We start from the raw sequence: 13,557 nt of genomic DNA, 5'->3' as shown, positions 1-13,557 counted from the left end.
GGAGAAATGGCTATGAAATCAAAAAAATTCACACTGCTATTACTATCCCTACTACTCTTCTTACCTCTTTTTCTCACAAACTTTATTACTCCCAATGTCGCATTAGCAGATTCACAAAAGCAAGGTCAAAAAATTGTTGGGTATTTTCCTTCATGGGGCATTTACGGACGTAATTATCAAGTTGCAGATATTGATGCATCAAAGCTAACTCATTTAAACTATGCTTTCGCTGATATTTGCTGGAATGGAAAACATGGAAACCCTTCTACTCACCCCGATAATCCAAATAAACAAACGTGGAACTGTAAAGAATCTGGTGTACCACTGCAAAATAAAGAGGTCCCTAATGGTACTCTCGTACTCGGTGAACCATGGGCCGATGTCACAAAATCTTATCCTGGCTCAGGTACAACTTGGGAAGATTGTGATAAATACGCACGCTGCGGAAATTTCGGCGAACTAAAACGATTAAAAGCTAAGTATCCTCACTTAAAAACAATTATTTCTGTTGGTGGCTGGACTTGGTCTAACCGCTTTTCTGACATGGCCGCTGATGAAAAAACAAGAAAAGTATTCGCTGAATCTACAGTCGATTTCCTTCGCGAATATGGATTTGACGGCGTTGATTTAGACTGGGAATATCCGGGCGTAGAAACGATTCCTGGTGGTAGTTATCGTCCTGAAGATAAGCAAAACTTCACCCTACTCCTTCAAGAAGTTCGAAATGCATTAACGAAAGCTGGTGCAGAAGATGGTAAACAATATTTACTAACAATCGCGTCAGGTGCAAGCCAACGTTATGCTGATCATACAGAGCTAAAGAAAATCTCTCAAATACTTGATTGGATTAATATTATGACATATGACTTCCACGGTGGATGGGAACCTACTTCTAACCATAATGCAGCTCTATACAAAGATCCAAATGACCCAGCAGCGGATACGAAATTTTACGTAGATGGTGCGATAGACGTTTATACAAATGAAGGGGTTCCAGCAGATAAACTCGTATTAGGTGTACCTTTTTACGGACGCGGGTGGAAAAGTTGTGGAAAAGAAAATAACGGACAATACCAACCTTGTAAACCAGGTAGCGATGGAAAGCTAGCCTCTAAAGGTACTTGGGATGATTATTCTACCGGTGACACAGGTGTGTACGATTATGGTGATTTAGCAGCTAATTATGTGAATAAAAATGGGTTTGTTCGCTACTGGAACGATGTAGCGAAAGTACCTTATTTATATAACGCGACTACAGGCTCATTTATTAGCTACGATGACAATGAATCTATGAAATATAAAACAGACTATATAAAGACGAAAGGTTTAAGTGGAGCAATGTTTTGGGAATTAAGTGGGGATTGCCGTACAAGTCCAAAATATAGTTGTAGTGGTCCTAAATTACTTGATACGTTAGTAAAAGAATTACTGGGTGGACCTATTAGTCAAAAAGATATTGAGCCACCAACAAACGTAAAAAATATTACTGTTACCAATAAAAATTCAAACTCAGTTCAATTAAGCTGGACTGCATCTACTGATAACGTAGGAGTTACGGAATATGAAATTACTGCTGGGGAAGAGAAATGGAGTACAACAACAAATAGCATTACAATTAAAAACTTAAAATCTAATACAGAATACACATTTTCAGTAATTGCCAAAGATGCTGCCGGAAATAAGTCACAGCCTACCGCTATTACAGTTAAAACAGATGATGCTAATACGACACCTCCTGGTGGAAATGGCAATGCTACCTTTTCAATCACTTCAAATTGGGGAAGTGGTTACAATTTCTCGATTGTAATAAAAAATACCGGGACGATCCCTATTAAAAAGTGGAAATTAGAATTTGATTATAACGGCAATTTAACGCAAGTTTGGGATTCTAAAATTAGTAGTAAAATAAATAGTCATTACGTAATTACGAATGCAGGATGGAATGGTGAAATTCCTCCCGGTGGATCGGTTACAATCGGAGGGGCAGGAACAGGTAATCCCGCCGAACTTGTAAATGCATCCATTAGCGAAAACTAAAGGTAACTTCCAATAATTATTTCACTAAAGTTTGAATTTAGGTTTGATTCCTCTCTCCTAAATTCAAACTTTTAATTTTATGAAAAATCACAAATTAACATTATAATAACCTATTATAACTATATTTAGTTTACAATATGAAGTTCGTGTGAAGTTCACCTGAATTTTACATGAATTTCCTTTAAGCTCTATTGTCTTCCTATACTAATCACATTATCCTTTACATATAGGAATTATTTTCATTCCATTTCAAACTATCTATATATACATAAAGAAGGATAGTCGCCTATTAGGGAAAGGCATCTAGTATTATTATAAATATAAACATAACAAAAGAAAAAGCACGCTTATAAGCGCACCATAAGAGTGCTTCTTCATACAATTCTCATGTAAGAGTTCTCGAAAATCATGTTAATCACAAAGAAAAGGCATTAGCTTATACAAGCTAATGCCTTTTCTTTATTCATATTGTTCAGCGTTCCATTCTTCTATATTCCACACTTTTGTTATCCATGCTTCATAGAAAGAAGGCTCATGTGATACAAGTAAAACGGTTCCTTTATATCGTTGTAGCGCTTCCTGCAATGCCTTCTTTGTTTCTATATCCAAATGATTAGTTGGTTCATCTAAAATTAAAACATTACTTTTCGTTACGATCAGTTCACATAAACGTACTTTCGTTTGTTCTCCGCCGCTTAATAAACGAATAGGTTTTAATACATGTTCTTCTCGCAATCCACACTTTGCTAATGCTTGGCGCACTTCTTTCTTTGTCATATCTGGTCGCTCTGCCCAAACTTTCTCTAAGGGTGTTGTTTCTGAAGCAAACTCTTCCTGAGCAAAATACGCAGGATTTACTCGTTCTCCAACAGAAATTGAACCGCTTAGCGGCTTAATTTGACCTAATAATGTTTTTAACATCGTCGTTTTTCCAATTCCATTATGACCAATAATCGCTATCTTTTCTCCTTTTTTCACTTGTAAATTCAACTCTGGACATAAAGGATCACTATAACCTATCCTTAGTTTCTCAGCTTGCAATATACGACTCACCGGCTCCTCATAAACACTGAAATCAAAACGGGATCGAGTTACAGAATGAATCTTTTCAATCCTTTGCATTTTCTCTAATACTTTCTCTCGACTTTTAGCCTGTTTCGCTTTTCGAATTTTATTTTTTTGAATAAATATTTCTAACTGAGAGATTTCTTTTTGTTGTTTCGCATACGCCGATTGTAATTGTTTCTTTTGCACTTGGTAACTTTGCACAAACTTTTCATAGTTTCCTACGTATCGCTTCACTTTTCCTCCTTCTAGATGAAAAATAACATTTGTAATACTGTTCAAAAATAATTCGTCATGCGAAATGATTACATAAGCTTTTTCATATAGTCTCAAATATGATTGCAACCATTCTATATGAGCTGTATCTAAATAATTTGTTGGCTCATCTAGTAATAAAACATCAGCTTTTTCTAAAAGAAGCTTCCCAAGTAATAACTTTGTTCGCTGTCCCCCACTTAACTTCGATACATCCTTTTTCAAACCTATTTCAAATAAACCTAAACCGATTGCTACTTCTTCAACTTCTGTATGAATGTGATAGAAATTAGAGCTTTCCAATATAGTTTGTAATTCTCCATACTTTACTAACAGTTTTTCTACTTCTCCTGCTCCATTCATTTCTTCAGCAATTTTTAACATTTCGTATTCAATCGCATACAAATCAGCAAATGCACTTTGCAAGTATCCCTCAATTGTCATCCCTTCTTGTAAATCCATATGCTGCTGCAAGAAACCTACCTTCACATGTGGAAACCATTCAATGTTCCCATCATCATGTATAAGTTCTCCTGTTAAAATCCTTAACAATGTTGATTTTCCAATTCCATTTTGCCCTACTACCCCAACATGCTCACCCTTCAATATTCGAAAACATGCATTATATAAAATGGTTTTCTCACCATACGAATGACTTAAATTTTCTACCGTTAATATACTCATTATTTTCTCTCCTTTACTTATGATTCATAAGCTAAATAGAGAGAGCAACAGTATAAAGCCTTATTTAATTGTGCATATAAAAAATGGGTAAGGTGAATACACCTTACCCATTACATATTATCGTAAGAAAGGATTAAGGTTCTTTACCTGCTGTCTTCAATTTAGCTTAATCGATAAAAATGGGCAGACTTCTCCCATATCAAGCTAAAACCATTTGAAGAACAGTTGATAAAGTCATTTTATCCTTTCACTCCTTTAACATTTGTTATATTAAGAGTATAAACTACTCTGTTATATTCTATTCTCTACTTTTCTTTTTGTTCCTTCCCCATGTTATCGTTTTCTACATAAATTTCTTTATACATCTTTTCTAATGCATATGGACTTGTAAAGATGAGCGTTAACGATTTCCACATATAAATTCTTCTCTGTAATTCTATTCCGTATCCTTTACTCACCATACTTTTCACTTCTGAAATATGGTCTTCAGCTTGAAATTGTTGTACAGACTTCAATTCACCCGTTTTAAAATCTGTTAAAAGACCTATCACAACTCGTCCGTGTTCCTGTGATCTTTCTTCTAAATCAAACTGTATTGAATGAACAAAACCTAAAACGTGAAAAATTTGAGCATGTAAACCAACAACAGCACGCTGTTCCATTAAATTGTAGCACTCTCGTTTTAGCACCTCTACCATTTCCAAAGAATTTCTATCAACTTTCATTTTGCCGACAAACATAATTTTTACAATATGAGCGACTGCCCCCATACTTTTTAATACACTCTCTAGAATTTCTACCGCGTCTTCTACATAACCATTTGAAACTATGGAATGAATAAATTCATCTAATACCGCTTGAAACTTTTTAATTAAATGTAAATCACATAACTCCGGAACATCTTTTCTCAATTGATCTCGACCTTGAACCCACTTTAAAATTTCTGTCATTTCTTCTTCTTTTAATTCATGATGTTCCATACCATACTTCATTAATAAAATATGATTTTTTAATACAGCTTTTCTTTCTTCAAGATTATCTGCCGTTAATTCATCCACTATTTTCTCTATAGTTTTCATCTTTCTCCCCCTATATAAAAAAAGCCTCTTAACAGTAATTATACAAAAAACTGTTAAAAGGCTTTTTCTATTTTTTCATATAAGGAGCTAATACTCTCAAAATTTCTTCCTTATCTTTCTTTAACTCAAGTGATGTTAACATATCCATCGTTCTCGGCCTAGGTAATTTCACTTGTACCTCACCAACTATTGATGCTGGTCTTTGAGATAAAATAAATACGCGATCCGAAAGCAAGATTGCCTCATCTAAGTCGTGTGTAACCATAACGATTGTTTGCTTCTCTTGGTGCCAAGAGTTTAAAAGCCAGCTATGTACTTCCATTTTTGTAAAAGCATCTAATTTACCAAAAGGCTCATCAAGTAGCATAATTGGCTTTTCACATAAATATGTGCGCAGAAAACTAATTCTTTGACGCATCCCTCCAGACAATTCATCTGGATAATGGTCTGCATATTCATCTAGTTCAAACTGCTTTAATGCTTCCATTCCTTCTGTCAGCCTTTGTTTTTTCGGCTTCCCTTCAATTTCTAACGGAAGAACGATATTTTGCAAAGCTGACCGCCACGGTAGTAATAAATCCTGTTGCGGCATATAACTTACAATATCTTGCTCTTGCATTTGCTTATCGTTATACGTTACACTTCCACTTGTTGGATTTTCAATATTTGCGATCATATTTAATAGTGTACTTTTCCCACAACCACTCGGTCCTACAAAAGAAACAAATTCTCCCTCTCGTATAGAAGCACTAATATTTGCTAATACATTCTTGCCATCGAAAGATTTCACAATATCTTTTATTTGTAATCCACTCATTTTTCACTTGGAAGGAACTCATTTGTAAAGGCATCTTTCACATCAATTTTCTTCTTAATAACTTTGTTATCATATAAGAAATTCATGTAATTCGTCCAAACTTCTTCCTTCTGTACTCCCCACGCTTTTGCATCATCTTGATACTTCGTACTTAACCATTTTTGACTTTCTTGTACTAAATCTTTATTTACATCTGGAACAGCTTTAATTAAAATATCAGCAGCTTCTTTCGGCTCTTTAATTGCAAAATTATAACCCTCTGTCGTTGCACTCATAAACTTTTTCACAAAGTCTTTATCTTGCTTCGTATGTTTTTCACTCGTAATCATAACAGGACTATAGAAATCAAGCGCTGGATCTAAGTCTTTCACCATAATCGTATTTAACTCTTTTCCTTGGCGCTTCGCTTCAATTCCATCCCAACCGTAATAAATCCATTCAAAGTCTGCATCACGACCAATTGATTTAAAGAAATCTGTTTGTCCTAAAATGATTTTTTCAACTTTATTAAAATCGGCTTGGTGCTTATCCATAATTGTCTTTAATGTCGCTTCTTCCGCTGGTCCTCCCCAGCCACCGTAACGTTTCCCTTCAAAATCTTTCGGTGACGTCATATTATCTTTCTTAAGCGATGCAAAAGCTGAAGTGTTATGCTGAATAATCGCACCTACAGATACAACAGGAATACCTTCCACACGAGCCAACGTTACATTTTCTTGTGCGCTTATTGCGAAGTCAGCTTTTCCTGAAGCTATCATTTGCTCCGCCGTCACATTATCACCAGGCTGAATGATTTCTACATCTAAGCCTTGTTTTTTATAATAATCTTTCGCTTGTGCTACATATAAGCCAGTATGATTCGTATTCGGAAACCAATCTAATACGACTTTTACTTTTTGATCTTTACTTGCACTTTCTTCTTTCTTCGCCGGATTACATCCAGCTACACCTACTGCTAATAAGGCAGCCAACATAACTTTTAAACCTTTTTTCATTTTCTGCCGTCCTTTCTATATATCCATGGTGCTGTTATTCTTGCCATAAACTCCACGATAAAATACAGACATAATGTCACCATTACAATAATTGCTGCAACACCAAAGACTCGGGCTGTTAAAAAGGATTTCGTAGCCCTTGTAAGCATAACTCCTAATCCTTCACTGGCACCGAGCCATTCTCCAATAATCGCTCCCATTACGCTATATGTAACTGCAATTTTTAAACCGGAGAAAAAGTATGGAAGCACTGCTGGAAACTTTACTTTCTGGTAAACTTGCCATTTCGTTGCCTTCATCGTTTGCAACAACTTCAACATATTTTTATCTACCGTTTGAAAACCTTCTAAAATGCTAAGCGCAATCGGGAAGAAACAAACGAGTATGACTACCATTACTTTCGGTAGCATTCCATATCCAAACCAAATAATAAATAACGGTGCAAGTACAACGATTGGAATCGTTTGCGAAATAACAAGCAACGGATTTATTAAAATACGAAATAAAGGGATAACGTCCATAAGAATTGCAATGCTTGTCCCAATTAAAATCGCAAAGAACAGTCCCATTATAACCTCTTGCAGCGTCTGCATCGTATTCGGTAATAGTAAATCTTTCATTCCAATTAATTCTTGAACAATGGCAGAAGGCTTCGGTAAAATCCACGGTTCAATTTTAAATAATGAAACAGATCCTTCCCATATCGCAATGAGAAGGATAAGCCAAATTGCTGTAATTATTTTAGATTGCTTCTGGTTTTGCATATTCATCACGGTACTTCCAAACTTTTTCATCTATCGTTACACCAGTGCTTGGACGATAATGGATTTTAATAGAAGTAATCACTTCTTCTGCTCCAGCGTCCACACAAGCTTGTTGTGCACGTTTAATGATATCAAGAAGTACATCTAATTCTCCTTCCAGCGTCGTTTCCATTGCCCCTACTTCATAACGAACTCCCGATTGTTGTACAACCTCAATCGCTTTATCAACAACAGAATACACATCTTTGTTCTTTGCTTGTGGTACTACTGAAAACGAAATTGTAACTTGTTGTGACATAATAAAATCCCCCTTATGAAATTAAATTTTAAAACAAGAAAAGGCTTTCCTACTGCGTAGGAAAGCCTTGTATGCAAGTTATTATAGAATAACATATGCTACATCACTTTAAGTAACTCCCTACGCTGGCATTATCCAGATCAGGTTGAGGGTCGATGTTTGCTCACATCCTCTCAGCCAATTGGCTCCCCGGTCCTTAATTCGTTTTCATTGTAGCATGATTTATTTTATTGAACAAACAAAAGCATGTATAATCATTTCATTTAACTTTTGAATTCCCCAATTAACTCTTGTAACTCCTGTGAGAGCCAGCTTAAAGAACTGGCTAATTCAGCAATATCCTGTACAGACATTTCCTGTTCTTTCATGATTTCTTCAACATTACTACTACTATTCGCATACTTATTTGCAATAAGTGATAGTTCATTTACAACACGAACAATATTTTGGCTATTTTGCAATATATTATTTGAATTGCTAGAAACAACTCCAACTTGATTGGTAACAGTTTGTGCTGATTTCGAAATTTTTTCAAAGAAAGCACCACTACTTTCAACAAGTTTCATTCCAGACTCTACTTCTTTTGAGGTTTTTTGCATTGAAACAACAGCTTCTTCCGTTCCTGCTTGTGTTTCCCCTATTAATTTTGCTATATCTTTTGCTGATGCTTCCGTCTGCTCTGCTAATTTACGCACTTCATCAGCAACAACGGCAAATCCCTCTCCTGTTTCCTCAGCACGTGAAGCTTCAATAGTAGCATGTAAAGCCAGCGAATTCGCTTGATTTGAAATACTTGTAATTACAGTTACAATATCACTAATTTCTTTTGATCTTACTTCCAAAGAATAAATGATAGAAGATAAATCTTGTACTGCATTTTGTATTATGTTCATTTGATTCATCGTCTGTTCAATAATACCATTTCCTTTTTCTGAATGATGCTTCGTACCTTCAGACTCTTTCGTCATTTGTTTTGCAATATTAGTTATCTCTTCCATCCTATCTTCCATTTCATATACAATATCTAAATACTTTGGTACTGACGTTTCTTGCAATTGAACGCCAGCCCTTAACTCAACTATAGAACTTACGATTCCTTGGACTGCCATGCTATTTTCTTTCGTACTCACTGACAATTCTTGTGAAGATGAGGAAACCTGTTCTGCTGTCTGCTTCACTTTATCTATAATTCCTTTAAACTTCTCGATGGTATTGTTAAAATACGCATTAATAATACCAATATCATCTGGTCTTTCCTCTAATTTAATACTTAAATCACCTTCACCAACTCTGCGTAATCCTTCACGTAAATCCCGCAATGGAGCAAGTGCGTTACGTACGATTAAGAATTGAATAACAGTTGCAATTAAAACAGAAATACAAATAAACATTAAACCTTGTATAATGAATTTTTCCTTTGTAATAGGAACAATAGAAGCATCTACATCGGCTGCAACAATTGCCACAATATTTCCGTCTCCATCTTTAATTGGCTCTAATATCGTTACCCATGATCCTAATAGATCTTCATATACTACTGTCATGTTTGCTTTTTTCGTGCTCATTACCTTATCGTATGCTTTCATCCAAAGATCTGGTTGTTTATAATATTCTCCCGGCCTTACTTCAACAACATTTGCTAAGTCTGTAGACAAGTCGACGATTAGTAACTCACCTTTTTCATTTTTTTTTGCTCCAACAATATACGTTTGTCCAACACTATTCAATTCTTCCGTTGCTTCATCTAATTTCTCTGTTAACTTCTCTCTCTTTTCTCTTTGTGCCACTGGGTCTTTTGTAACATCTCTCACTATTTCTTCGTCTAATTTATGTAATACCGTATCTCCTGTTTCAAAAGAATGCCTTTCAAATATAGACATCATGCTATTTTGAAACATGTTAAAACTTAACGCACCCATAGTACCAACAAGCGTCAAAATAACTAACACAGTTAACAATACATTCTTTTGAAGAAATGATAGCTTGTGCCAATATTTTTTCATTCACATCACCTTTCTTAATTAACTTAATATAAAGGAAAACTATTAAAATAGAAACCTTATCAACAACTGATAAGGTTTCTCATTTGTTTGCAAATAAAAAAAGACCAATGAAAAAGCATTGGTCAAGACCAACCCTATCCGTCCGGTAACTGGCTAGCGTAGCCTTTCGGCCTTAGCTCCTGTAGTTTTGCGTCCTAATGTTTCCATCAGTTTGCCTTTCTCGCTGAACGAGTTGAACGATATGGGAGTTCTATGAGAATTACATTATTCTCTATCAAAGATTACAACATAAAAATTAAAATGTCCACCTATTTAGAGATACAAATGTAAAATTTGGCTGTATTATTTTTTCAAAATAATTTAACAAAGTACGTGAATGTTACATTTCTTGTGTTATATAATAAAAAATGTATATAACACAAGGATTGTTTTGAGTATTTATTTTAATTTTCATTTAAATTAAATTATTCGAATATATCTTAACTAATGAATTTCGGAGGTAGTTTATCATGTTTTGGCTACAATTTCTTACGTTACTACTCTGCATCTTTATTGGCGCACGCCTAGGCGGAGTTGGTCTAGGGGTAATGGGTGGCGTTGGTATGGCAATACTTGTTTTCGTCTTCCACTTACAACCTACAGCTCCTCCTATTGATGTAATGCTTATGATTTTAGCAGTAATTACAGCTGCTGGTGCACTCCAAGCCGCTGGAGGAATGGAATACCTTGTTCATCTGGCTGAGAAAGCATTACGAAAAAATCCAAAACGCATTACATTCTTTGCTCCAATTGTTACTTATTTATTCACACTTTGTGCGGGAACTGGTCACGTTGCTTATTCTGTACTTCCTGTTATCGCAGAAGTCTCTCGCGAATCTGGAATTAGACCAGAACGACCAATGTCAATTGCCGTAATTGCTTCCCAACAAGCAATTACAGCTAGTCCTATATCAGCTGCAACAGTTGCACTTTTAGCAATGTTAGCTGACTATAAAATCACCTTATTAGATATTTTAAAAGTAAGTATCCCTTCTACTTTTATCGCTTGTATGGTAGCTGCATTTGTTGCTAGCAAAATGGGGAAAGAATTAAATGAAGACCCTGAATACTTAAAACGATTAAAAGAAGGAATGATTCCTAAGATTGAAGAGAAAAAAGAATTTGTTGGTGTAAAAGGCGCTAAATTATCAGTTATCCTTTTCCTAGTAGGAACTTTTCTTGTCGTACTTCTCGGTTCATTTGAAGTACTTCGTCCAGGATGGATAGTTGATGGGAAGTTAGCCCGTCTTTCCATGCCAAACACAATTGAAATGGTTATGTTAACGATTGCAGCTCTTATTATTATTTTCTGTAAACCAAATGTAGAAAGCATCGTGTCTGGTAACGTCTTTAAAGCGGGGGCAACAGCAGTTGTTGCTATTTTCGGTATCGCTTGGATGGGAGATACTTTCTTTAACGGAAACTTAAATATGATTCAAGGATCAATTCAGCATCTAGTAACAAGTGCGCCATGGCTATTTGCCATCGCATTATTCATTCTATCTATTTTACTATATAGCCAAGCCGCAACAGTACGTGCTTTAATGCCTCTTGGATTATCACTCGGTATTCCACCAGCACTACTGATCGCGATGTTCCCTGCAGTAAATGGATATTTCTTCATTCCAAACTACGGAACAATCGTTGCTGCCATTAACTTTGATCGTACTGGTACAACTGGCATTGGTAAATATGTTTTAAATCATAGCTTTATGATTCCAGGCCTAATCGCAACATTCACTTCTATAGGAATTGGAATGCTCTTAATATCAATTATGTTTTAAAGAAAAAGCACAAACCTACAAATTTACAGGGTTTGTGCTTTTTTAATCAAACGTTTGTTTAAATATTTTTAGCTGTCCATTCTTCCATTATGTTCTTTAATATTTGTGTAAAATCCGCTGGGAAAAGATGCCCCAAACCTTCTCTCACAATTAATTTACAGTCCACATTATATTCCTCAAACATAGACATTAATTGAAGTGTGTTTTCATAAAATGGATCTTTGTCTCCCGTAACAATATATCCTTCTACATTCGTTATATCATTTGATACAACTATACTTTCAATTTCCTTAACATCTCGAATAGCAGGTATAACTGCAATAAATTTTTGAGTCGCTGACATATTCTTTAACGCTAACTCTATCGCTATATTTCCCCCTTGAGAAGCTCCCGCGATGATGATGTCCTCCAAGTTATATTTATTTACAAAATCATTAAAAGTTTTCATAACGTCTTTTATAGCTATTTCATGATTATCCCAGCTATACGACTTCATTCCATGTATTTGTGAGGACCGGGGAAAACCTAATATATACTCATTTAGTATTTCTTCTTCACACCAATATGGTGCAAAATCATTTATATTTGATCCTCTCCAATGCAAAGAAAATAACCCTATCTTCGCCTCTTTATTTCCATAAGTAAATAATTTCGGTTCGGCTGTTAGCTGCTGTTTCTTAAAGATTTCTTCACACTTTTTCACTATCATTTTAAAAGCTGCATTCTCTCGTAATCCCTTTAAATCTTCATCCCCCATAAGTGTATGTGGATTCCACCAAATCCCCTTTTCTAAAGCTTCGTTTAAACTAACAATCGCTTCCTCATACTTACCTTCTGCCGAAAGTGCACACACTTCCCAGAAACTAGTTTTTTCTATTCTTTCAGGAAACTCCCTTTTTGCTTTATCTATGCATCTATAAATCGCTTCGAATTCTCTTTTTTCGAATAAACGAAACAACTCATTTTGCAACTCTATAAACTGTTTCCTTTTCAAACAACCCTCCCCCTTTTTCTAACTATCGATATCAAAACATAAAAAGCTATGTAGCGTTTTAATACTACATAGCCTTCTTCTACAAACTGTTACTCACTTCCTCTACTAGCCTCTTCGTACTTTCATACGCAGATTCAGCTAAACTAATCGCTGAAATAACTGAAACACCGTCCGCACCTGCTTCTATAACCGAAGCGGTATTTTCAATTGAAATGCCTCCAATTCCGACAATCGGTATTGTAATTCCTTGTTCTCTAAAATGAGCTAAACCTTTCGTTCCTTGCACTGCTTTCGTATCTTTTTTCGTACTCGTTGGAAAAATAGGTCCTACACCTAAATAGTCAGCCCCATTTTCAATTGCCCAGCGTGCTTCTTCAATTGTATGTGTAGATACACCAACAATCTTATCACCCATTTTTTCACGAACAGAGGTAATTCCTTCATCATCTTGCCCAACATGCACGCCATCTGCATCTAACTCGAGAGCTAGTTCCACATCATCATTTACAATGAACGGTACACCGTACTCCTTACAAATTGCTTGTAGTTCTTTTGCAAAACAAATGCGTTTCTCTTCCGTTAAAGCGCCTTCCCCCTTTTCACGAAATTGAAAAATTGTTATACCACCTTCAAGTGCATCTCTCAATACTTGCAGTGGATCCTTCGTACAATTATTACTTCCCATAATAAAATATACTGATAACAACCTAGACATTTCTGACTTTGAAATACGTGACATTTAT

11 protein-coding genes and 2 riboswitches are annotated in these 13,557 nt (G+C 35.5%); of the genes, 2 read left to right on the top strand and 9 right to left on the bottom strand.

Going from position 1 to position 13,557, the window contains the following annotated elements; genetic code table 11:
- The first annotated feature begins 12 nt into the window (after positions 1 to 12).
- Complete coding sequence (locus tag PSR14_RS02605; protein ID WP_406644140.1) at positions 13 to 2,037, top strand: glycosyl hydrolase family 18 protein; 2,025 nt, start codon at positions 13 to 15, stop codon at positions 2,035 to 2,037.
- A 459-nt stretch (positions 2,038 to 2,496) separates the two neighbouring features.
- Here PSR14_RS02605 and PSR14_RS02600 read toward each other — a convergent pair whose 3' ends face one another.
- The 7 genes from PSR14_RS02600 to PSR14_RS02570 all read right to left on the bottom strand — a co-directional run bounded on the left by PSR14_RS02600 (position 2,497) and on the right by PSR14_RS02570 (position 9,997).
- On the bottom strand, positions 2,497 to 4,041 hold the full coding sequence (locus tag PSR14_RS02600) for an ABC-F family ATP-binding cassette domain-containing protein (protein ID WP_000025937.1): 1,545 nt from the start codon (positions 4,039 to 4,041) through the stop codon (positions 2,497 to 2,499).
- Between the two features lie 305 nt (positions 4,042 to 4,346).
- Positions 4,347 to 5,120 carry a hypothetical protein gene (locus PSR14_RS02595; protein ID WP_073541585.1) on the bottom strand — a complete coding sequence of 258 codons (774 nt, stop codon included), beginning with the start codon at positions 5,118 to 5,120 and terminating at the stop codon, positions 4,347 to 4,349.
- 67 nt (positions 5,121 to 5,187) lie between these two features.
- The gene (locus PSR14_RS02590) at positions 5,188 to 5,937 is read right to left on the bottom strand and encodes an ABC transporter ATP-binding protein (protein WP_000016057.1); all 750 of its coding nucleotides are present in this window, start codon (positions 5,935 to 5,937) and stop codon (positions 5,188 to 5,190) included.
- Positions 5,934 to 6,932, bottom strand: a complete 999-nt coding sequence (locus PSR14_RS02585) for an ABC transporter substrate-binding protein (RefSeq protein ID WP_000715551.1) — start codon at positions 6,930 to 6,932, stop codon at positions 5,934 to 5,936. The genes PSR14_RS02590 and PSR14_RS02585 overlap by 4 nt, the downstream gene beginning before the upstream one ends.
- Positions 6,929 to 7,702 carry an ABC transporter permease gene (locus PSR14_RS02580; protein WP_001057151.1) on the bottom strand — a complete coding sequence of 258 codons (774 nt, stop codon included), beginning with the start codon at positions 7,700 to 7,702 and terminating at the stop codon, positions 6,929 to 6,931. The genes PSR14_RS02585 and PSR14_RS02580 overlap by 4 nt, the downstream gene beginning before the upstream one ends.
- On the bottom strand, positions 7,674 to 7,994 hold the full coding sequence (locus tag PSR14_RS02575; RefSeq protein WP_000082897.1) for an MTH1187 family thiamine-binding protein: 321 nt from the start codon (positions 7,992 to 7,994) through the stop codon (positions 7,674 to 7,676). The genes PSR14_RS02580 and PSR14_RS02575 overlap by 29 nt, the downstream gene beginning before the upstream one ends.
- Before the next feature lie 100 nt (positions 7,995 to 8,094).
- Positions 8,095 to 8,196, bottom strand: a riboswitch (TPP riboswitch).
- Positions 8,197 to 8,257: 61 nt separating this feature from the next.
- Complete coding sequence (locus tag PSR14_RS02570) at positions 8,258 to 9,997, bottom strand: methyl-accepting chemotaxis protein (protein WP_000761105.1); 1,740 nt, start codon at positions 9,995 to 9,997, stop codon at positions 8,258 to 8,260.
- A 141-nt stretch (positions 9,998 to 10,138) separates the two neighbouring features.
- A riboswitch (cyclic di-GMP riboswitch) is annotated at positions 10,139 to 10,223 on the bottom strand.
- A 283-nt stretch (positions 10,224 to 10,506) separates the two neighbouring features.
- Here PSR14_RS02570 and PSR14_RS02565 point away from each other — a divergent pair.
- Complete coding sequence (locus tag PSR14_RS02565) at positions 10,507 to 11,820, top strand: anaerobic C4-dicarboxylate transporter family protein (protein WP_000498726.1); 1,314 nt, start codon at positions 10,507 to 10,509, stop codon at positions 11,818 to 11,820.
- A gap of 58 nt (positions 11,821 to 11,878) precedes the next feature.
- On the opposite strand, the gene PSR14_RS02560 is transcribed toward PSR14_RS02565, so the two are convergent.
- Positions 11,879 to 12,814 carry an alpha/beta hydrolase gene (locus PSR14_RS02560; protein ID WP_073541583.1) on the bottom strand — a complete coding sequence of 312 codons (936 nt, stop codon included), beginning with the start codon at positions 12,812 to 12,814 and terminating at the stop codon, positions 11,879 to 11,881.
- 79 nt (positions 12,815 to 12,893) lie between these two features.
- On the bottom strand, positions 12,894 to 13,553 hold the full coding sequence (thiE, locus tag PSR14_RS02555) for a thiamine phosphate synthase (RefSeq protein ID WP_061185491.1): 660 nt from the start codon (positions 13,551 to 13,553) through the stop codon (positions 12,894 to 12,896).
- Between the last annotated feature and the right edge of the window lie 4 nt (positions 13,554 to 13,557).

It is taken from the genome of Bacillus sp. A01H (genome assembly GCF_045277205.1).
GTDB classification, from domain to species: domain Bacteria; phylum Bacillota; class Bacilli; order Bacillales; family Bacillaceae_G; genus Bacillus_A; species Bacillus_A paranthracis.
Note: the sequence above shows the minus strand (reverse complement) of the source record. Positions and strands in the feature narration are given on the sequence as shown.